The sequence below is a fragment of the Levilactobacillus tangyuanensis genome, assembly GCF_003946545.1.
GTDB lineage: Bacteria > Bacillota > Bacilli > Lactobacillales > Lactobacillaceae > Levilactobacillus > Levilactobacillus tangyuanensis.
Genome location: NZ_RHOA01000009.1, coordinates 1 through 22540, shown reverse-complemented (window position 1 = coordinate 22540; position 22540 = coordinate 1). Strand labels below are relative to the sequence as shown.

Genomic DNA, 22540 nt, shown 5'->3' with positions numbered 1-22540 from the left:
AAATAGTATACCAAATGAAAGCGGCACTGACAATATTTTTTGTAAGTTAATTCAAAAAAATATCAATTATGCATCCGTTAACACACTCGCACCATCTCGATCAAGGTCCAAGATGCGCAGACTACCAGCCAAATCAAGATCGGCTAACTTCGCCCGCAACAAGGTTAACTGGGCCGCGGAGCCAAAGGTCACCACCGTTGGGCCGGCACCACTAAGGTAGGTCCCGGTAATGTCAAGATCATGGGCCGCCGCCCGAATCTCATTGAGTTCCGGCACCAATTGCGACCGGGCCTGCTCGTGAAACTCGTCGCTTTCAATCATCTTAGAGGCTAGCGCCCAGTCTTTGGTGAGCAACGCGGCAACTAAGACGTTGGCCACACTGCTGGCATGAATGGCCTTGCTCAAGTCCATTTGCTTAGGCAAAGCACTCCGACTCTTTCGGCTCAATAGCTTTTGCCCCGGAATAAAGACCAGGACCCGCAATTCTGGCAACGGTAGTTGTAAGGCCGAGACCTCACCATCGTTAACCGTGGCGACTGCCGCTTGGCCTAGCAAAGCTGCCGCCACGTTATCCAGTGACCCACCGAGCTTCACGGCCCAATTCAATTGCTCCCCAATCGACAGGTCGAGATTGCCCAACTCATTTGCAATCTTAATTCCGGCAATGATGGCACTGGTTGAGCTCCCAAGACCCCGTGACACCGGGATATCAGACATGACCGTCAGTTGGTGGGCCGGCAGGTCTGATTTAATCTTCAGGGCCGTCTGCACCATCAGGTTATTTTCATCGCGGGGAATCTCTGTCCCGAGCGCATGATTAACCCGCCATTTGTCGGTCTTTTCTTCAATAATCACGGTTAAATACAAATGTAGCGCTGCCCCAATGGAGTCAATCCCGGGTCCAAAGTTTGCCGAGGTTGCTGGGACACGAATAATCGTCTTACCCATAAACACTGACCTCCTAAGTCGATTGCGGTCGCTGTGCAGCGATCACGGTTCCTTGCCAGACAAGCTGGCCACGGCACCGACCGCAAACCATCTTCTTCAAATTAATTCGACGGGCACGGTAATAGCGTTGCCCGCACTGTGTGCATTCGTAACACTGCCACTTACGCGGTTGCGGGGCCGGCCTTGCTGGCGCTGGGGCGTACCGCAAGCCGCCTACCTGGGCTAGCAAGGTCTTAAATGCCGCAGTCCGGTGTTGTCCCGACTGTCCGTTTAGATGCAAATGATAGTGACACAGCTCATGTTTGATAACCCCCACCAGCACCGTCTCACCGTGTTCGCTTAACATCCGGGGATTAATCTCGAGGTTGTGGTCACCCAGCCGATAGCGCCCTCCCGTCGTTCGCAAACGACGATTAAAGGTTGCGTGGTGCCGAAATGGTCGGCCAAAACTATTTTGCGAAATGGTTTCAACTAACCGTTGAAGCTCCGCATCAGTCATGAGCATTGGCTCGCATCGTTAATTGAATGCGTTGCCGTTGTTCATCAACGGACAACACCCAAACCGTGACGATATCGCCAATAGTCACGACGGTACTAGGGTCACTCACATAATGGTCCGTTAACTGGGAAATGTGAACTAAACCGTCTTGCTTAACCCCGATGTCAACAAACGCCCCGAAGTCGACGACGTTACGGACGGTCCCCTGTAATTCCATCCCTGGCTTAAGGTCCGCCATGGTGAGGACGTCTTGCCGCAATAATGGCGCTGGCATGTTGTCCCGCAAGTCGCGCCCGGGCTTTTGCAGGCTGGAGATAATATCATTTAAGGTTGCCGAACCAATGCCCAATTGTTCAAGCCATTGAGAGCGATTCAGCTGCGTTAATTGTTGTTGAAGTTGTTGGGACCCAACCTGGTCGCTGGCCACACCCAACCCGGCCAACAACTGTTTGGTGACCCGATAACTTTCGGGGTGAATATCCGTATTATCCAATGGTTCGGCACCGGCAATGATCCGTAAGAAGCCGACCGCTTGTTGAAAGGCCTTAGGGCCTAACCGCGGCACGGCCTTCAACGTCGAGCGGGACTGAAAAGCCCCATGCTCATTACGATAGGTCACGATGTTCTTGGCCGTCGTGGCGGTCAACCCAGAGATGTGCGTTAGCAACTCCGGACTTGCCGTATTCACGTTGACCCCAACTTGATTAACCGCCGTCTCAACGACACGGTTCAACTGTTCATCGAGCGCCTTCTCCGGCACATCGTGTTGGTACTGACCCACGCCAACGGCCTTCGGGTCAATCTTCACCAACTCCGCTAATGGGTCCTGAAGACGGCGGCCGATGCTAATGGCGGAACGTTCTTCGACGTGTAGATCCGCAAATTCTGCGCGGGCGTTGGCGCTTGCCGAATAGACCGAAGCCCCAGCCTCATTCACGATGACGTAGTAAACCGGTCGGTCAAGCGACTTCAGAATATCACTCACAAACTCCTCGGATTCGCGACTGGCCGTCCCATTCCCAATGGCTACCATCTCAACCTGATAGTCGGCCAAGAGACGCCGGAATTCTGGTGCCGCTGCGGCGCGCTTCTGGGCCGAGGCGGGCTTATGTGGATAAATGACCTGCTTGGTTAGGAAACGACCGTTAGCATCCATAATAGCCAACTTACAGCCGGTCCGGTAGGCCGGATCGAAGCCCATGACAACCTTGCCCTTCATCGGTGCCTGCATCAACAGATGATACAGGTTATCACCGAAGACCTGAATGGCGTGCTGATCGGCCTGATCCGTCAACTCCCGTCGAAGTTCCCGCTCGATCGCGGGCCCTAAGAACCGCTTATAGGCATCGGCAAAGGCCGCTTCAATCTTGGCAACTGCCGGTCCCTTGTGCTGACCAATCAATCGAAAATGACCGTACTGTAGGATTGAAGCCGGATCAACCAGGAGGCTAACCGACAAGACTTTCTCCCGTTCGCCACGATTAATCGCAAGCACTCGGTAGGGCGGAACCTGCCGGACCGCCTGACTGAACTCGTAATAGGTGGCATAGACCTGTTGCTCATCCCGGTCGGCCGCGCCTCGCTTCAACCGACTAACGAGTTGGGCATTCTTCCAGGTATACTGCCGAATCCACTGACGAAAGGCGGCCTGCTCACTAAAGGTTTCGGCTAAGATCTCATGGACACCAGCCCAGACCGCCGCAACATCTGGCAACTCGTTGGCCGGATTCACGAAGCCTTGGGCCTTGTGGGTCAACTGATCCTGTGGAAAGGTTAATAGCCATTCCGCCAGCGGCGTCAACCCATGTTCCCGGGCAATCGTCGCCTTGGTGCGACGTTTCTGCTTATACGGTAGGTACAGGTCCTCGACCTGCTGAATCGTCGTTGCTCGTTGGAGGTCTTGACGAAGCTTCGCCGTTAATTGGCCCTGCTCTTCAACAATTTTCAAGACCTCGGCCCGGCGTTGTGCTAATTTGCCTAAACGATTGGCCGTATCTTCAATATCACGAATCGCGACCTCGTCTAATGAGCCCGTACGTTCCTTACGGTATCGGGAAATAAAGGGCACCGTATTCCCCTCGTCCAACAGATTCAGGACTGCCGTGACCTGGCGCAACTGATATTGCCCGAGCAACTGCTGCACGGGACGGGCAAAATCACTCATGCTTGCTTCTGTTTTACTCTGTACCATACTCATCCTCCATCATGCTCACTAATGCTCTCATTATACCATGGTTTCCCTCCTGGCCAGAGCAATCCACCGACCGCTGAACCGGATCAAAATAGGCTTGAGCACTAAGCTCAAGCCTACCAGATCATCGATTACATGGGGTTACTCATGATCCGTTGCGTGGTTGCGGTCACCTTTTCCATCGCATTCTCTTGGGTCTTCTCAGCAGCATCAAACGCCGCTTGGTCGACCGTCAAATGTTCAACATCGATGCTGTCCGTCATCGACTGACAAGCCTCCGTATAGACCCGGTAGGCGCCCACTAAGGACTTATGCTTGCCCAAAACCCGGACGGGAACGCTGGCCTGTTCCAACTGATTTAACTTGTCCACGTAGCCCTCAGTTCCCCGTTGGAAGTTATCGGCGATGGCTTGTAAGTCGGCCTGCGAAAAGTCGCCGACGGTTTGGTTGTCGATGGCCCCCCGTAGCTTTTCGAAGTCGGCGTTCATCTGACCGGCGGCTTCTTCGGTTCCTTGTAAGACCTGTGATAAACGATTAATGTATCCTGACATATTTGCTTTTTGCATCGTGACTGCCCCCGTTAACTATTATTTTTTCCAGAAAGTATCGTAGACGTTGACTGGTAAATGCCGTTTATGAGCCGTCTTGCGATACCAGGATTCAATCTTTTCGGCCGCCTCAGCGGACACCGACTTACCCTCAAGGTAGTCATCGATGTCCACATAGCGAACGCCTAACGCCGCCTCATCCGGCAACGCCGGTCGGTCATCTTCCAGATCTGCCGTTGGCACCTTTTCGTACAAATGCGTTGGTGCATCCAAGTGCCGTAACATGGCCGCACCCTGTCGTTTATCCAAGCGCCACAATGGGCAAATATCGGTGGCACCGTCACCGTATTTTGTGTAAAAACCCGTGACCGCTTCGGCGGCATGGTCGGTCCCGACGACAGCCCCCGCTCGAGCACCCGCGATGGCATACTGTGCAATCATCCGTTGCCGGGCCTTAATGTTGCCCTTGTTGAAGTCGCTAATGTCAGCCTCGTTAGCACTGACGGCGGCCACCATGGCGTCCGTGGCCGGTTGAATATTCACGCGTTCAACCTCATCGGCACCCATGAAGTCAATCGCCATCATGGCATCATCTTCATCTGCCTGGTCCCCGTATGGCAACCGTACAGCAATGAACCGGTAATCTTCGTCACCGGTTTCTTGCCGTAGTTCGGTCACCGCTTGTTCGGATAGAATGCCGGCCAATGTTGAATCTTGGCCGCCAGAAATTCCAAGGACCAAGGTTTTTAAAAAGTCGTACCGCTTTAAATAAGCCTTCAAGAAGTCGACACTCCGGCGAATCTCGGTAGCGGGATCAATCTCCGGTTGAACCTTCAAAGCTTCAATAATTTCCTGCTGCATTGCTCGCATGTTGCTTACCCCCATCTACTTAAGCCTTATTCTGGTAACTTATGAACGTAGTCATGGATGTCCTTGATAATGGCCATCTTGTTATCCCAACAGTCCTGAGAGAGATCGACCGGATACTTCTGCGGATTCAGATCCCGCTTGTACTCTGGCCAAAGGTTCGCTAATGCCCCACGACAGCGATCTCGAATCGCCGATAGCGTTGGTAATTTGTAGACTAACTCGCCATCCTTAAAGATATCTTGAAGGACCGGCCGAGCATTGAAGTCTGTCACGGTCTTATTGATATACGTGTAGCTAGGATGGAACATGAACAGAGATTCCTCACGACGCGGATCCTCGTCAATCAGGGTCACATAGTCCCCTTCGGACTTGCCGTCGGCCTTCTTAGTAATCCGCCAAACTTGCTTCTTGCCTGGGGTTGTAACCTTCTCCGCATTATTGGACAGCTTAATTGTTGCCCGCATCTCACCATCGTCGCCCTCAATGGCCACCATCTTGTAGACGGCGCCCAAGGCAGGCTGATCGAAGGCCGTGATTAACCGCGTCCCAATGCCCCAGACGTCAATCTTGGCATCCTGCATCTTTAAACTCTGAATGGTCTTTTCATCCAGGTCATTCGACGCATAGATCTTCGCGTTAGGAAAACCGGCTTCATCTAATTTTTGGCGAATCCGTTTGGACAGGTAGGCCATATCGCCGGAATCAATTCGCACCCCTTGGAAGTTGATCTGGTCGCCCAGTTCCTTAGCCACGCGAATGGCCGTTGGGACCCCACTCCGTAAGGTGTCGTAGGTGTCCACCAGGAAAACGCAGTCACGATGTGTGGTTGCGTAGGCCTTGAACGCCTCGTAATCGTTGCCATACGTTTGAACCAGAGCGTGCGCATGAGTTCCACTAATGGGAATCCCAAAGATTTTGCCCGCACGAACATTTGAGGTCGCATTGAACCCACCGATATAGGCGGCCCGAGTTCCCCAAATGGCGGCGTCAAATTCCTGGGCCCGCCGTGTGCCAAATTCCATCAACGCGTCATCCCCGGCCACGGAACGAATCCGCGCGGCCTTGGTGGCAATCAGGGTCTGATAATTAATAATATTCAAGAGCGCGGTCTCAACCAATTGGCAGTCGGCCAAGGGGCCCTCCACCTGGAGAATCGGTTCATGGGCATAGACCAGTTCCCCTTCTACCGCTGAGCGAACCGTGCCGGTAAACTTAAAGTTTTCAAGATATTTCAAGAAGTCCTCAGGATATTCTTCAGCTTCTCGTAAATATTCAATATCGGTTTGGGAAAAATGTAGATTTTGGATATAATGGACGATGTGTTCCAGTCCAGCATAAACGGCATACCCGTTATGGAAGGGCATGTCGCGGAAAAACACTTCAAAAACCGCGTGTTTATCGGCAATCCCTTGTTGAAAATAGGTCTGGATCATATTAATCTGATACGCATCCGTATGCAGAGTATAACTGTCGTCTGGATACAAATTAGTCATAATAAACTTACTCCCTTAGTCGGTCAGTAACCGATTTTTTATGCCTGTTTTTTACTTCTAATGGGCTTATTCTAGCATGAAATACATAGAGCGTCCTAATTTTTAATACGGTCATGCTGGCTTAATTAGTTCCCATGACTATCCCTGAAAGGAGTCACCGCCATGCAAACCCTATTTCCAACCGTTAACGTCCTCGACGTTCCCTTCGTCAAAACCACTGCGGCCGAACTGCTGCCCGTCTTACAGGACCGTATTCTCACGCACACGAATACCTTTGTGGTCACGGCCAATCCTGAAATTGTGATGTACGCTCATGAGCACGCCGCCTATCATGGCCTCTTACACACCGCGGACTTCATTACACCGGATGGCGTCGGCATCCTGGACGGTGCCAAGATCCTGAATCAGCCACTTCCCGAACGAATTACCGGGTATGACACCCTGGAAGCCCTCCTCGAATGGGGCAGTCAGAACCACCGTTCCGCCTACTTTGTTGGTGCCAAGCCAGCCGTGATCGAAGCACTCGCTAAAATCTTACCTGAACGTTTTCCTGGTTTAACGATTGCCGGCCTTCACGATGGTTATTTCACCGATGACGGGCCCATCGTCCAAGACATCCGGGATAAGCAACCCGACATGGTCTTCACGGCCTTGGGTTTCCCCAAGCAAGAAGAGTTCATTCAGGCCCATCGTCACGTTGCCAACGGCCTGTGGATGGGGGTAGGTGGTAGTTTTGATGTTCTCGCCGGCATGGTCGACCGGGCGCCAAAATTCTGGCAAACTCATCACCTTGAGTGGTTCTACCGGACGGTCAAGGAACCCAAACGTTTAAAGCGGATTGCCGTCATTCCACAATACCTGCGCCTGGTTCGCCAACAGGCCAAGCGGCAGCGACGCTAATCACTAACATTCATGACAAATGCCTCACAAAACGAGTCAGTAACTGGCTCGTTTCGTGAGGCATTTTTAATTACTTCTCTAAGTAAAATTCGAATCGTTCCCCAACGTACTGGGTCCGAACATATTCGAATGGCGTCCCGTCTTGCAGGTAGGTGACCTGACGCAGACGCAGAATCGCGTCGCCCCGCTTAATCTTCAGGTACTCGGCAATCCTTTCGGAAGCAGACATCGCGGAAACGGTCTGTTGGGCCTTCCCCGGATTCAATTGTTTCTTGTCTTCTAGGGCACGGTACAGTGAGCTCGTAACTTCCTTTTTATTCAGGCCGTCCACCAGCTTTTCTGGCACCGTGGCAACTTCGAAACAAATCGGCACATCGTCGCCATAACGAATTCGTTCCATCCGCAAGACCCGATCGTCTTCACTCAATTCCAGCTTTTCGGCCTCACTCAGTGATGGATTCATCACGTGATACGAGATGGTTTTACTCGTTGGCTGCTTGCCCTGGGTCAACATCAGATCGGTAAAACTCGTGACCCCAGACATCTTTTCTTGAACCTTTTGGTTGGCAACGTAAGTTCCGGAACCCACCTGACGCTCCAAGATCCCTTCGTCAACTAACGTTTGAATCGCCTGACGAAGCGTCATTCGACTCACATCAAAATCACGGGACAATTCTCGTTCAGACGGTATCCGGTCGCCAACGGCCCACTTACCAGCCTCAATTGCTCGTTTAATGTCATTATGAATTTGAATATAAATCGGTGAGCTCACACTACTCAACGTCCCTTCTTGAAATCCAACTATTTATTGTTTAATACAGCCTGCATGTCGCGGCCCAGGCTATAGGTCTTCTTGATATTCAGATCGCTGGTCATTAGGTTCAGGTCAGCGTCTCTACCCACCGTCAATTTTCCCTTCTGGGTCAAGCCAAATTCCTCGGCCTGGTTGACGGAACTCATTTGCACGGCGTCGGCAACATCACAGCCGGTGAAGGCCATGACATTCCTAAAGGCCTCATCGAAGCGTAGCACGGACCCAGCCAAATTACCGCTCTCTAACCGGGCTTGCCGGTCCTTCACGATAACCTTCTGACCGCCAAGTTCGCTAACCCCTTCGGGCATCCCCTTAGCCCGCATGGAATCCGTCACGAGTTCTAGTCGTTGTGACCCTTTTTGCCGGTAGGCTAATTCAATCATGTCGGGAACAATATGGAACCCGTCACAGATCAATTCACAGTAAAGACTGTCTTCTAACATCGCGTGCCCGGTCACCCCAGGTTCCCGGTGCCGCAAGCCGCGTTGGGCATTGTACAGGTGGGTCACGTGAGTCGCCCGACTGTCTAGAAGCTGTTCTCTAGTGGCGTTGGAATGGCCCACGGATGGCACGATGCCATTCGCCAAGCAGTAGGTTTCGAAGTCCTTGGCACCAGCATCTTCCGGTGCATAGGTAATGAGCTTGACGCGCTTGCCGGATAATTGGTTCCACCGATCAAGCAACGCCACATTGGGATCCTTGATGTACTTTTCGGGTTGAGCCCCCTTGAAAATAGCCGCGATAAACGGCCCTTCGAGATGAACCCCCTGAATAATTGGATTGCGTTCAGCCGCAATGGCAATGCCTTGCATCGCATGATCAATGGCCTCATTGGACTGGGTCATCGTCGTTGGAAAGATGGCCGTGATCCCCTCTTGGGCCATCAGATTAACCATCCGGTCAATCTGTTCCGGATCACCATCCATACTATCATAACCATAGCCACCATGACTATGAACGTCAATGAACCCAGGGACAATGGTCTGCCCCTTCACAACGTGAATCTCATCGGCCGGTAATGGCCGAAAATCGGCAACGGGGCCAACCGCTTCGATTTGACGGTCAAAGCGGATATAACCATCCGCAATCACGTCATCCCCGGTGTAAATCTTCGCGTGCTTCAAAACAATACTCATGGGTCTCCTCCTCATCAATGACCACAACTCACTTATGTTCTCATTATAATCGGTATAGACCAAGATGGCAACTCACACGCGCAGACAATTTCCAACAGTGTTGGCTAAGCTGGACCGCCGGCATCCCGCTTAATCGTGGCATCAATTCCCTTCACCACCGACGTCATGAACCCGGCCTCTTCCATGGCTAAGAGCCCAGCAACCGTGCTACCACCCGGTGAAGATACCTGGTCAATTAGGTCGAATGGAATCTGGTCGCTGGCCAAGACCATCTGTGCGGAACCCAGGGTTGCCTGAGCGGCAATCTTAGTCGCCTGATCCTTACTGAGCCCATGCTTAACCGCAGCTCGGCTCAGGCTATCGATAAAGAAATCAATGAAGGCGGGTGAACTTCCTGCCAGGGCACTGAAAACGCCAAATTGGTCCTCGGCCAAAACGGTGGTCGACCCAATCGCCTCAAAGACGTTTTGTGCCGTGGCCAAATCGTCGCCGGTCAAGGCAGCATTGGCCGCCACCGCCGTCATCCCTGCGCCAATCGCCACATTCAGGTTGGGCAAGGTCCGCAGCGTCGGCACCTGCTGACCAACAATGTTAGCCATTTCTTCTAAAGAGAGGCCGGCAACAATCGAGATCAGCGTCCGGTTTCCGTTCTCAAAGGCCGGTTGAACCCCTTCTAACACATCTTGGGCCACATTAGGTGTGACCGCTAAGACAACCAGGTCGCTCGCCGTTACCACGGCTTCATTACTGGCCGCGGCCACTAAACCATTCTGCTGGGCATAGGGTTCGTAAACCTCGGAACGCCGACTGTGCACAACAATATCCTCTGGGGTAAATGCTTTCGTTTTAAGTAACCCGGCAATGATGGCCTGCGCCATCCCGCCAACACCAATAAATCCAATTTTCATTTCGTCATGTCCTCCTTGGGCAAGTGGTCCTGGAACCACTGATTAATTCGTTTTAAGCGATCGATTCTTAAATTAGGCAAGCCCGACCGTGAAAGATCATGGTTTGCCTGCGGGAATAGGACTAATTGCGTCTCAACACCGGCCTCTTTCAGGCCGACAAAGAACTCTTTGCCTTGCGTGGTGGGGCAGCGTAAGTCTTCCTCCCCATGTAAAATCAGGATCGGGGTCGATGCCTGGTCAACGTACGCCAACGGTGAGAAGCGCCACAAGGTCTGAATGTCCTGCATCCCCGCCTGTAGCTCCCACGGCGTGAAGTAATAGCCGATGTCACTAGTCCCATAAAAACTAATCCAGTTGGCAATCGACCGTTGTGTCACGGCAGCCGCAAACCGGGTGGAATGCGTTTCGATCCAATTGGTCATGAAGCCCCCGTATGAGCTGCCGGTCACACATAGTTGCCGGTCATCGATTGTCGGGTCTAGTTTAAGCGCTGCGTCGACACCCAGCATAAGATCATCGAAGTCACCCTCACCGTAATGACCAATCACGGCCGTTTCAAAGTCCTGACCATAACTGTTTCCGCCACGGGGATTGATGGCGATCACGCCATAACCCCGGCCCGCCAAATACTGTAGCTCATGATAAAACCCGTAGCCAAAGTCGACCTGCGGGCCACCATGAACGTATAACACCGCCGGATGATGGCCGTGTTGATTCACCGGGGCGAAATACCACCCCTCAATTGGCCAATCAGCGGCACCCTTAAATACAAAGCGTTCTCCGGCCACCAGCACGTGTTTGGCCTCATAGGTCACGTTGGGGTTTACCAGGTCCCGTTCGGTCCCAGACACCAAGTCTAGGGCCTTTAATCGGCTCACACTGGTCATTGTGGTCTCCGTGAACACCACGGTCTGATCATCGACCACGCTGAAGTCCGTAATGGCCCGGTCACCGCCTAAGAGGGTTCGAGGCGCCCGGTTACCGTCGATGTCCTGGCTAACCAGGCTCAACCGACCCTGCTCGTTTTCCAGAGTCAGGACCGTCGTCGCATCGAGCCATGCGACATATTGGCCACTCAGCCGTTGCTGGCTGTCGATGGCCAGCATATTGCCCACCTCCACGTCGCGAGGCGCTGTGAGATCACGAACCGTGGTGCCGGCTACATCCCCCAGCCAGGCATGAAACTGGGAAACATTCGGTATATGATTATCCTGGCCCCACATGACAATATGGCGGCCATCATCGTTCAACCGAGCCTGACTGAAGGCCCCCGCCCGAATCGCCTCGTTCAGGAGGTGATCCGCATCGTCATTAAACGAATGCCAGTAGACGCCTTCGCTAAAATCATGCTCATCGTCGGGTAACCGCGTCTGATTGTACAAGAGGCCCGCCTCGTTGGCAGCACTCACGGTAAACGGCGTCGTGCGTGAGAGGACTAGTGATTGATCGCCATCCGCGCACTGGTAGCGAATGCACTGATACCGTCGGCCCTGTGGCAATAATCCAACCCCATTCTCTTGATACTGCAGGCGCTGGATGACTTTGACCGCCGGTAACTCGGTGGCGACCGGACCGGCCGTCGTTTGATAATACAACACATCCGTGTCGGCAGACCAGACCAGGTCAGTCACGTCGGCATCCCCACGGGTAATCTGCTCGGGAGCCCCACCAGAAACGTCGACTAGAAACAATTGACTGTGATCCGCCACGACCCCCGCAAACGCCAGGTATCGACAACTAGCGCTCAGCACCAATTCATTAACCGTCACGCCTTCCGGGCTCCACCGCCGCCGATCGCGACCATCGTGTAGCGACACGCTATAAACGGCTGAACAGCTCTGATTCGTGGCCTGGTCCAGTCGACTTTCGATGTAATACACCCGCTGGCCATCGCTCACTGGCTGGGCTATCGGTCGTAACTTATACAGATCTTCTGCTTCCACAAGTGTTGCCATCATTGTCCCCACTTTCCTGAAGCCAACGTCACCTAACTCCCATTGTAATTAAGTTGACTTTAGCGAAATTCGCGGACGATGTCAATTAAGGGCTAGGCCACGGTGACTTAGAAGCACAAAAAGGAGTTGTGAAAATTCTCACAACTCCTTTTTAAGCGCCGACTTAATGAGCTAGAACGCCTTCTAACCCCGATCGACGACTAACTCAGTATTTTAGGACCAAATTCTTATGACCGACGAGAGCGCCGATTCCCGAATCCTAGCGAACTCAACAGGGCAAAAATGGCCACGCCTAACGCCTGCCACCAGGTCGGTTTCTCCCCGGTTTGGGGTAAGGTTGCCGATGCATTCATGGACTTTTGGCTACTAGTCGTCTCAGACTGACCGACTGCTGCCTGTGACGGTGTTCCCGTGTGACGCTCATCCCCCATTGATACTGACCGATCCGGTTGTGGTTGGTCACTCGTCAATTGAATCATGGTAGACTGCCCACGATTAGCCGTTAATCCCGCCGGTTCATGGTTCTCCTGATAAGGCGTGAGACGGGCGGTTGACCCACCCGTGGTCGGTACCATCACGGTCGGCGTCAGCGGCTGAACAGGTTTATCCGGCTGGACGACTGGTCTTGCTGGCACCGTTGGTTGTTCTGGCGTAACCGGAACCACTGGATCTGGTAACCCGCCACGACCGTCATGGCCACCGACATACATGACAAACTCGGTGGTCGTAATGGTCCCATCCAGGTTAACCGTCGCCATCACCGTCTGCTTATTCGACCGAAAGCCTTCAATGGCCGGCACGGTCACACTCACTTGGCTGCCAACCTGACCCGTAACGGGCAGGCTCGTCTGGTCGCCGCGATTACTGCCAATGGTCACCGGCGCCGTCACCATAGCTGGCTTGATTTGCAACGTTAATTCTTGAACACCATATTCACCAGTATCCTCGCTAACAGACGTTAACCGTAAGACCAAGGTATCGCCAGAAAAACCGGCCGGTAACGTCAGCCAATCGTTAACGCCATCGTAGGCGAGGCCGGTGCCATCACTCGTGATGAACTGTAGACCCGCAAGGTCTAAATGTGCCAAGCCCAGTCGCTGGCTAATGGCGTTTCTGACCGCCAAGCCAACCGTGGTGGTGGCGTAGACGGTCACCGTCAGTTGGCGTTGTTCGGCAAACGCCCCCTGACCAACACTACCAATCGGTCCGGCGGCGTTGATGTGTTGCAAATTATTGCGGACAAACGCATCGGTATCTACACTGGCAACCTGACTACCCAGTTGGACGCCAGTCAACTGATTATCGGCAAACGACTCTTCACCAATGTTGGTAATGGTCTCCGGAAGGGTCAACATTCCTGGCAACTTATTATTAGCAAACGTCTGCGTCCCAACCCGATGGATCTGTTGGCCAAAGGTAATCGCCGTCAATTGATTATTTTTGAACGCCCGGTACCCTAAATCCGTTAACGCGTCCGGTAACACCACACTAGCTAATTGATTATTTTCAAAGGCCGCCGTCCCAATCCTAGTCAATTGATCAGGTAGTTGGACAGTCGACAACTCATTGTTACTGAAGGCATTGTCCCCAATGGCCGTGACACTCGTCGGCAGCGTTAGGGTTCCTACGAGTGCGTTGTGATCAAACGCTGCCGTATTGATGGCTGCTAATTGGGCGTTAAACGTAATCCCGGTGATTTGATTATCCTGGAAGGCCTGATCGCCTAATCCCCACATGCTAGCTGGTAACACCAACTGGCCCTGTATTTGATTTTTCTGAAAGGCCGCGGTGTTAATCACGCCTAGCCGATCGCCTAAAGTCAGGTGAGTGATGGCGTTATCCGCGAAGGCCTTTTCAGCAATGGCCGTCGTGGTATCCGGAACTGCCAACTGAGTAATGCCATTGCCTTGAAAGGCGGAGCGGTTAATTTGCTCCACCCGATTCAAATCGACGATCGTCAGCTGATTGTCCATGAAGGCCTCATCCCCTACCGACCACGTTCTATCCGGCAGGCCGAGGCTTGTAAGCAGATTGTTCTTAAAGGCATCCGCCCCAATCCACTGAATGTTGGCCCCCAACTTGACGGCGGTTAGGGCCGTAATGATGTGGAGGTTATCATTCGCCGAATTGTCATTGTTGAAGGCATTGGCAGCAACTCCTACCACAGCGACACCCCGATAAGTATCAGGAATCGTGATGCTTGTCGAATACCCAGCAACTGGCGCTGACCCATTGGCCTGTTGTTGGGCTTCCCCGGTGTAGCCCGTCACAACGTAATTGCCAAATTCATCCTGCGAGTAAGAAAAATCCGAGCGTTCGGTCGATGCCTGGGTCTGTGGTGTGACAGGCGTTTCGTCTTCCGTCGCTTCAGGATCCCCGTTGATTGCCTCGGATTCATGATCGCTTGGATTATCGGGTTCTGTCGTTTCGTCTTCAGTCGTCATCCCCGGTTGTCCCGCGGTAACTTCGGCCGCATCGTTGGCTTGTTCGTTCTCCCCAGTAACCTGACCAACCGTATTTTCATTGGCCACCAGCTTAGCGGCAGGCACTTGTTTCGCGGCTTGGGCGGATGGCATCCCAACCATCCAGCCGGCACTCAAGGCGACCAAGGTCGCTCCGGCAAATAACCAGCCGCGATTCGTTCGCTGCCGTGAGGGCCATTCGTTTTGTCCTAACATGCTTTCTCCTTATACATCACTTTATTCATTGTAAAATCAACGTTTATTCATCGTATCACGTCTAATATTAATTACCAGCATTAATTAATTGGACACTAGGGTAACCATTTTGCCTATCCGTGGCTCGACATTAAGGATGGTTTATTCCACGAACGAGAATTCACGCACAAACAGTAAGTAGAAATCGTCATTCCCCTAAACGGTTGTCATCGTTTCACCACATTTGACCACTTATGTGGTGAAAAAAGTTTTTTGATTTTCTACTCACATTTTAATGATTGGTTATGAAAGCTGATTAGGATTGGATTGTCCCCCACATGTTTGGCTAGTTGTCTGATTCTAAAACTCTTGTTTTCAAGATCCTTCAGCCTTTCTTTATGCACGACACGAAAAAAAGGGATTCGGTTAAAGAAACCGAATCCCTTTTTCATAGTTATTTATTGACGACGTTTCTTCTTGGAAAACCCTAGCCAGCCCAGCATAGTTAGCAAGGCCCAGCCCAGCCATTGCCACCCAGTTGGGTGATCATTGGTCTGAGGTAGCCTCCGCTCTGCCGATGATGGTCCAGTAGCAGTTACCGCCTGCTGATGACCGGTTTTCACCATGTTGTTCGTGAATGTGGCCCGGTCTGCTTGACCCGTCTGTTCAAAACGACCGCTGACAATTCTCTGTGGTTCGGAAGATTGTGATGGGTGCCCCATCCTTTTGGTAGATGCGTCATGGCGATAGGTCCAGCGGGTGTCGACACCCGACTTGACCGCCGGTTGAATTAAGGCCGCCTTATGGTCATCGACGATTGGGGCCATCGGTGTGACGCCATCCCCCGTGGTTGGCGTGGTGGGATTAACCGGTGTCGTTGGCTCACTGGGATCCGCAGGGCTGACAGGATCAGCCGGTTCGGTTGGCCCCGTTGGATTTGTCGGGTCAGTGGGAGTTGTTGGGCCAGTTGGCCCTGTTGGCCCCGTTGGATCTGTCGGGTCAGTAGGCTGGTCATGCCCGGTATGCGGATTGGTGTCTGGCGAGTAGATCACGGCCTCAATCGCCGTAATCGTGCCGTTAGCGTTCACTGTCGCCTGAATGGTGGACTTGTCCGCAACCCAGCCAGGAACCTTAGGAACGTCGACGGTTACCGTTTGTCCAACGTAACCCGCAACGTTCTCGTCTTTGTCGGCCCCAATTATTGCCAGATAATCGCTCATGCCTTCATCGACCAGGTTGCTTGGAATGGCCACATCCGCGACGACTCGCCGCGTCATGTCGAGGGTTAGGTTGGTAACCCCGTACCGTCCAGTATCCGTGCTATCGGTATTCAGGCTGACGATAATCGTGGCGCCTTCAAAGTTCAACGGCAGTGTCAGCGTGTCATTGACCCCATCGTAGGTCAAGACCGCTTGCGTATCCGTGTCGATAAACGAGAGTCCGGCAATATCCAAATTACTCAGGCCCAGTCGCTTCATAATGGCGGTTCGGACATTGAAAACCGTGGTCGTGACCGTTCCATTTTGATTGGCCACCAAGGCCGCCGTCTCAACGTGGTCCAGGTTCCGTTGTCCAGCAAAGGCAAAGTCGCCGATGGTCCCAATCTTACCGGTTGCATTAATCTTCTTCAGATCGTTGTAGGCAAAAGAATAGTTTTCCAGACTGTTTACCGCGTCACCCAACTGCAGATCGACGAGATCATTGTGAGCAAAAGCATATTGACCAACGTCATGCACCGTATCGGACAGCTCGAGGGTTCCTGCCAAACGATTATTATCAAACGCCCGGTCGTTGATCGTTTCCAGATTAGCACCACCAGTGAGCCCGGTTAAGTTATTTCCAGCAAAGGCATCATGCCCGATGACAGTCAACGTATCGGCTAGATTTAGAACACCGGTTAAGTGGTCGCCTAAAAAGGCACTTTGCTCGATCGTTTCAAGCTTGGCGCCACCGGTCAACCCTGTCAATGCATCCCCATCGAAAGCCTCTTCCCCAATATGGGTAATATTATCGGGCATGGCCAGTACACCAGTCAATTGGTTATCCGCAAACGTCTGGGTTCCAATCCCGGTAATTTGATGGTTGAGAGTTAGCGCGGTCAGCCGGTTATCATAGAAGGCCTGGTCACCCAAGTCCTGTAGGCTCTCTGGCAAGGTCAGGGAACCACCAATTAAGTTATGAGCAAAGGCTGCCGTCCCAATCGAGGTTATGATGTCGTTCAAGGTCACGCCGGTCAGTCGATTGTAACTAAAGCCCTCATCACCAACACTGGTAATCGTGGTAGGCAAGATTAATGGACCGCCTAGCAGGTTGTGGCTGAAGACGCCCGTGTTGATCACGCTCAAACCATTATCAAGCGTCACGCCAGTCAATTGATTATTGGCAAAGGCCTCATCGCCCAGTCCCGTCAAGGTCTCTGGTAGCACTAATGCCCCACCAATGGCGTTATTTTCAAAAGCACCGGTGCCAATCGTCGTAACCTGGTCACTCAAGTTCAAGGTCGTGATAGCATTATTCATGAAGGCCTGTTCCCCAATCCCGGTAACCGTGTTGGGCACCAGCAAATTGGTAATCGCATTGTTTTCAAAGGCGCCGGAATTAATGGCCACCACTTGGTTAAGGTCGACACTGGTCAACTGGTTGTTCGCAAAGGCTTCTGCACCCACGGACCAAAGCCCATTTGGTAAAACAATTGACTTCAACGCATTATTTTCAAACGCGTTGGCCTCAATCCATTGGATCTGTTGTCCCAAGGTCACCGACGTTAAACCGGCCCCCTTAAAGGCCCCGGCACCAACAGCGACGACTGGCTTGCCGAGATAGTCATCGGGAATGACCAAATTAGTCGTGTGTTCACCAGTGTTACCGCCGGCAAATCCCGTGACGGTGTAGGCTGTTCCCTGATCGTTCAGTGCATAGGTTAAGCTCGTCTGAGACACTTCATCAGTAGCCTCTTTAACGGTCGTGTCCGTCTTTTCCGGCACAAAATCTCGTGTAGACTTTTGCTCCGTGGCATTCGGCAACCCAGACGTGACATGATTGCTATCATCTTTTTCATTGTTCTGTGGCGATTTCACATTCTGCTGAGCGCCGACTTTGGAAGTCGTCGAGGATTTATCCGTGTCTTTTGACCCGGACTCAGTCGCCGCGGGACCTACACCGTCGGAGGAAGGGGCTTGTTGAATAGCTGATCCAGAGCCCGTCCCTGGAATGGCCGCGTTCGACGACGCACTGACCCCCTTAAATCCGCTATCAGATTGGCTGGCCACAACTAATGAACTGTTATCGGCAGCGGAGCCTGGATTGGTATCAGCGTGAGCAACATGTCCATCCGCCAAAATTCCCGCACTTAATCCGACCATTGTTGCACTAGCGTAAAGCCACTTACAACTAGATCGACAGAATTTATGTTTCGCTACCAACTTTTCTTCGTGCATGACATGCCACCCCTTTTTCTTAAATCTCATGATTAATTTAATCGATTACAAAATAACCCATATACACGATAGCACGATAGAATTGAAACTCAACCGGACAAGGGGGCAACGGTTATCGTTATAATTAGGTAGGGGCATGTCGTATTTTTGATTGGCATGGCATCGTTTCCCGGACTGTCATGGTCGGGCCTACAGTTGATTGCCGATTGCCCCATCGTTCTGGGGAACAACTTACTAAAAGTGGGTAAACTAAAATATTTTTAATCAGCTGACTTTTATTTAGGTGCACAAAAAAACCAGCCACACACCGTGACTGGTTAAAAGTTGGGCTAGCTGGATTCGAACCAACGCATGACGGGATCAAAACCCGTTGCCTTACCGCTTGGCTATAGCCCAATAATAAAAAATGGTGGGGAGTGGATTCGAACCACCGAACCCGAAGGAGCGGATTTACAGTCCGCCGCGTTTAGCCAGACTTCGCTACCCCACCAAAAAGATGAATCGTCGAAACGAATCAACTTCACTATCATACAAAATTCTGCATAAACCGTCAAGCTTTTTTTGACGGTTTTTTATTTTAATTCAATCACTCGTAGCCGTTGCACCCATTCGGTCGCAAAGTCCGATTGTTGCCACTCATTCACTCGCCGCTTATGATAACCCAGTGCTTGGTTTAAATATTCGGTGTTCCCCTTCACCAATGGGCCGTGATGCTGATGAAGATGCCCAAATAGAACGTGTTCAACCCCATATGACTCGAGCAAGGCCCCGAGCCGTGGACTCCCCATCAACGCGTTCGCCATGTTCCAGAAACGGTCATCGTCTGTATACCGAATATAGTCCCGTACGGGGGCGAAGTGCGTCATGAAGAAGACCCGCTTGTCGGCTGCCTTGGCAGCGTCTAACTGATGTCTGGTCTGATCCAAGACCCGGTCCATCCTTTCCGGATCGGTCATCGGTTGTTTAATCGTAGCATCTACCCAAAAGGCCCGCTTCCAGGTTAAAAAGTCGCGGCCGGTGAGATTATCTGCAAATTGATAGTCGTACCAGCCGTTATTGCCAATGACCCGCCAGTCTGTCCCCGGGAGATCGATAAATTGATTATGCAAATACGTCAAATCTCCTGGTGCCTCTAGCGCGGCGTATGAGCGGTCATGTAGCATGTCGTGGTTCCCGGCAATGAAACGAACCTGGCGTGGTGCTAGGGCCTGTTGGAGCTGCTTAACGAAGGCTAACGACTGGTCAAAGTAGTTCGTGATGTCTCCCGCAATCAGATAGAGGTCAACCTGTTGTTGCAGCAAGTAATCTGCTTGAATTTTAACGGCATCTTCAATGGGTATCCGATTGATGTCAAGATGCAAATCGCTAATCAATCCCACGCGCAAGTTGATTCACCTCCAAATAAAAAGTGCTACCCGACCAAGCGGATAGCACTCATTGTACATGGATTAATTATTTAATACCAGCCATGAGTTTCTTCAATGGCTTAACCAGAGCAAACATGATTAACCCAGCGACAATGGCCACGACGGCCACACCGGTAAAGTAACCAATTTCATTTGCTGGCGTATAGAGTTTAACCACTTGGGCGTTAACGGCTTGCCCAGCGGCATCGGCTAAGAACCACATACTCATCATTTGTGATTGGAAGGCCCGAGGGGCTAACTTCGTCGTCACGGACAACCCGATTGGGGAAATCAGCATTTCGGCAATTTCAACAATTGCCCAACTACCAACTAACCAGAATGGACTAACACGAGCGCTAGAACCAAACATCGCAACGGGTGCAACCATCAACAGATATGATAAGCCGGCAAACAACATCCCGACAGCGAACTTAGCTGGTGAGCTAGGTTGCTTCTTGCCCCACTTCGTCCATAAGATGGCGAAGATTGGCGTGTAAATCAAGATGAAGGCTGGGTTAAGCATTTGGTACCAAGAAGGCAGGATCTTGAAGCCACCAAGATTGTTGTTGGTTTGGTTAGCCGCGAACAAGGCCAAGACGGATGATCCAGATTCTTCAATGGCCCAGAAGATAGCAGCGGCGATGAACAAACCTAAGTATGCCCAAACGTGCTTCCGTTCAACAGGTGTAACCTTTTTACTCGTCAAGAAGATGGTAAAGTAAACGACTGGCGTTGCAATTGCGATAATCGAGAGTAAGAGGATAAAGTTGGTTAAGTTAAACTTACCCAACAGGGACATCAAGATCAGAATAAGGGCAAACGCAACCAAACCAATGGTTCCACGGACACCCAACTTCTTCAAGTCGCCAGGTTCCATTGGGTCGGTTGGGTAAAGACTTTCCTTACTCAGGTACTTCTTACCACCGAACCAGTATTGAACTAGACCTAAGAACATCCCAATAGCGGCTAATGAGAACCCTAAGTGGAAGTTGTAGTTTAGCCCTAACCAGCCGACCAAGATTGGTGCGACCAAGGAACCCAGGTTAATCCCAAACACGAAGATCGTGAAACCAGAGTCCCGACGAGTATCTTCCTTAGAGTACAAGCCCCCAACCATTTCGGAAACGTTAGGCTTCAGGAGCCCAGTCCCTAAACAGATTAAGAGGATTGAGATAAACAGGGCCATCGGACCTGCAGGAATTGACAAGGCGATATGCCCGAACATGATCAGGATACCACCAATGAATACGGTCTTACGACTACCCCAGACACGGTCACTTAAGTAACCACCAAGGACAGAAGATAAGTAAACCATTGAACCGTAAATGGACATCACTGATGCGGCTGTTGGTTGGTCGAAACCTAAACCACCTTTAGCCACTGAATAGTACATGTAGTAGATAAGGATGGCACGCATGCCGTAGTAGCTAAACCGTTCCCACATTTCAGTAAAGAACAGAGTTTGCAGCCCGCGTGGTTGGCCAAAGAATGACCGGTCTTCGCTAGTTGACTCTGGTTTGTTATTCAAAACTATAATACCTCCAATTGTGATACAAAAATGAATAATTCTGACTTCTAATCCGTCTGACAAGAATTGACCAGACGTCTATGTCTCATAGACCTTTAATAAAATATAGTAGTAATTATACTGCCAGAACTCCCATTACGCAACAACTTTCCGCACCTAATTGTCGTCTAAGCCCCGTCTAACGGCAAAAAACAATGATGAAATTATTAGGCATCTCATACAATCCTTTTATTTTTTATTCATCCATATTGTGGAACTAATATTCGTCATATTGTGAATAAATGACTATAAAAAAAGCGGCCGCGGCCGCCGATGTTTTCCTTATCTATAAAGGCCCTTAATCCATCACAGGAAACAAATCAAGTTGATCACAAGTAAACTTAACTAATGCTTGGCCATTTAACCAGCCATAGACATCATTAGGAATGACGGCAATCGGTGTGGCGTCTTTACTAACCGCTTGGACGTCCGCAATCGAAATCTGTGGGTCCAGTAGCAGAAGATCAGCATCTTCCAGGTCGTCTGCGGCTAGGGTGTTCATGTCGACGGTCGCGAACTTGAGTGGCGCCTGCTTCGTTTCTGCGCAACGCTTGGCCTCCCCTAAAAATAACCGACCAGCGTCTTCTTTACCAGATATAATCAAAACATTCTTCATGATTGTTGCTCCCCTTTAATGAATTCTCGATAAACCAAGCGTATCACTAAAGTTCCTATACCACAACAGGAATTTACAACGATTCCATTTTTGACATGTTCGTCATTAAAGCTACTGTACTGGCAATACGGTGTCTATACCAGTTTATATAATTCATCTATACCAATCACAATAGAAATGATTGTACAAAAAAACGCTCAGTCCGATGACTGAGCGTTTACTCTGATGCCGGCTGAGGAATTCGAATCCCCGACCCTCGGTTTACGATACCGATGCTCTACCAGCTGAGCTAAGCCGGCATACTTGGTTAACTCCGTTAACCCGACTCCGGCAGGCGGGCTCGAACCGTCGACAACCTGATTAACAGTCAGGTGCTCTACCAACTGAGCTATGCCGGAATAATCGCGTGGCAACGTCCTATCCTCGCAGGGGGCGATCCCCCAACTACTATCGGCGTGCTGAAGCTTAACTTCTGTGTTCGGCATGGGAACAGGTGTATCCTTCAGGCTATCGCCACCACACTATGAAAGAACTTATTCTTTCAAAACTAGATATTATTCAATTATCTTCTTCTCTGAGAACACCTTGTTTTGTA

At 51.3% G+C, this 22540-nt stretch carries 16 protein-coding genes, 4 tRNA genes and 1 rRNA gene; 1 reads left to right on the top strand and 20 read right to left on the bottom strand.

What is annotated here, in order from left to right; genetic code table 11:
• Positions 1–66: 66 nt before the first annotated feature.
• The 6 genes from thrB to EKM96_RS07215 form a co-directional block, all read right to left on the bottom strand.
• Positions 67–948, bottom strand: coding sequence for a homoserine kinase (gene thrB, locus EKM96_RS07240; protein WP_125641852.1), 882 nt, complete (start codon positions 946–948; stop codon positions 67–69).
• 13 nt (positions 949–961) lie between these two features.
• Positions 962–1447 carry a SprT family protein gene (locus tag EKM96_RS07235; protein WP_125641849.1) on the bottom strand — a complete coding sequence of 162 codons (486 nt, stop codon included), beginning with the start codon at positions 1445–1447 and terminating at the stop codon, positions 962–964.
• Positions 1440–3638, bottom strand: coding sequence for a Tex family protein (locus tag EKM96_RS07230; protein WP_125641846.1), 2199 nt, complete (start codon positions 3636–3638; stop codon positions 1440–1442). The genes EKM96_RS07235 and EKM96_RS07230 overlap by 8 nt, the downstream gene beginning before the upstream one ends.
• A 131-nt stretch (positions 3639–3769) precedes the next feature.
• Positions 3770–4204, bottom strand: a complete 435-nt coding sequence (locus EKM96_RS07225) for a hypothetical protein (protein ID WP_125641843.1) — start codon at positions 4202–4204, stop codon at positions 3770–3772.
• 21 nt (positions 4205–4225) lie between these two features.
• A complete protein-coding gene (nadE, locus tag EKM96_RS07220; RefSeq protein WP_125641840.1) occupies positions 4226–5056 on the bottom strand; it encodes an ammonia-dependent NAD(+) synthetase in 831 nt (276 codons plus the stop codon).
• A 26-nt stretch (positions 5057–5082) separates the two neighbouring features.
• Positions 5083–6549, bottom strand: coding sequence for a nicotinate phosphoribosyltransferase (locus tag EKM96_RS07215; protein WP_125641837.1), 1467 nt, complete (start codon positions 6547–6549; stop codon positions 5083–5085).
• A gap of 162 nt (positions 6550–6711) precedes the next feature.
• Between EKM96_RS07215 and EKM96_RS07210 the strand changes: the two genes are divergently transcribed.
• A complete protein-coding gene (locus EKM96_RS07210; protein WP_125641834.1) occupies positions 6712–7449 on the top strand; it encodes a WecB/TagA/CpsF family glycosyltransferase in 738 nt (245 codons plus the stop codon).
• Positions 7450–7519: 70 nt separating this feature from the next.
• Here the strand turns inward: EKM96_RS07210 and EKM96_RS07205 are convergent, their stop codons facing one another.
• The 14 genes from EKM96_RS07205 to rrf all read right to left on the bottom strand — a co-directional run bounded on the left by EKM96_RS07205 (position 7520) and on the right by rrf (position 22466).
• Positions 7520–8221 (bottom strand): GntR family transcriptional regulator, encoded by a 702-nt coding sequence (locus tag EKM96_RS07205; protein WP_061777149.1) that lies wholly within the window; start codon positions 8219–8221, stop codon positions 7520–7522.
• 29 nt (positions 8222–8250) lie between these two features.
• Positions 8251–9399, bottom strand: a complete 1149-nt coding sequence (gene nagA, locus EKM96_RS07200; protein ID WP_125641831.1) for an N-acetylglucosamine-6-phosphate deacetylase — start codon at positions 9397–9399, stop codon at positions 8251–8253.
• Between the two features lie 104 nt (positions 9400–9503).
• A complete protein-coding gene (proC, locus tag EKM96_RS07195) occupies positions 9504–10307 on the bottom strand; it encodes a pyrroline-5-carboxylate reductase (protein ID WP_125641828.1) in 804 nt (267 codons plus the stop codon).
• Complete coding sequence (locus tag EKM96_RS07190; protein ID WP_125641825.1) at positions 10304–12265, bottom strand: S9 family peptidase; 1962 nt, start codon at positions 12263–12265, stop codon at positions 10304–10306. Before EKM96_RS07190 ends, proC begins: the two co-directional genes overlap by 4 nt.
• A 224-nt stretch (positions 12266–12489) precedes the next feature.
• The gene (locus EKM96_RS07185) at positions 12490–14940 is read right to left on the bottom strand and encodes a leucine-rich repeat protein (RefSeq protein WP_125641822.1); all 2451 of its coding nucleotides are present in this window, start codon (positions 14938–14940) and stop codon (positions 12490–12492) included.
• 437 nt (positions 14941–15377) lie between these two features.
• Positions 15378–18257 (bottom strand): leucine-rich repeat domain-containing protein, encoded by a 2880-nt coding sequence (locus EKM96_RS07180; RefSeq protein ID WP_164510999.1) that lies wholly within the window; start codon positions 18255–18257, stop codon positions 15378–15380.
• Positions 18258–18680: 423 nt separating this feature from the next.
• Positions 18681–18752, bottom strand: a tRNA-Gln gene (locus EKM96_RS07175).
• An 11-nt stretch (positions 18753–18763) separates the two neighbouring features.
• Positions 18764–18846: transfer RNA gene (locus EKM96_RS07170), tRNA-Tyr, on the bottom strand.
• 82 nt (positions 18847–18928) lie between these two features.
• Positions 18929–19741 carry a metallophosphoesterase gene (locus EKM96_RS07165; protein ID WP_125641816.1) on the bottom strand — a complete coding sequence of 271 codons (813 nt, stop codon included), beginning with the start codon at positions 19739–19741 and terminating at the stop codon, positions 18929–18931.
• Between the two features lie 67 nt (positions 19742–19808).
• Positions 19809–21290, bottom strand: a complete 1482-nt coding sequence (locus tag EKM96_RS07160; RefSeq protein WP_125641813.1) for a peptide MFS transporter — start codon at positions 21288–21290, stop codon at positions 19809–19811.
• Between the two features lie 337 nt (positions 21291–21627).
• On the bottom strand, positions 21628–21945 hold the full coding sequence (locus tag EKM96_RS07155) for a cellobiose PTS IIC subunit (protein ID WP_125641810.1): 318 nt from the start codon (positions 21943–21945) through the stop codon (positions 21628–21630).
• A gap of 226 nt (positions 21946–22171) precedes the next feature.
• Positions 22172–22244: transfer RNA gene (locus EKM96_RS07150), tRNA-Thr, on the bottom strand.
• Positions 22245–22270: 26 nt separating this feature from the next.
• A tRNA-Asn gene (locus EKM96_RS07145) sits at positions 22271–22343 on the bottom strand.
• Between the two features lie 6 nt (positions 22344–22349).
• Positions 22350–22466 (bottom strand): 5S ribosomal RNA (gene rrf, locus EKM96_RS07140).
• Positions 22467–22540: the final 74 nt, after the last annotated feature.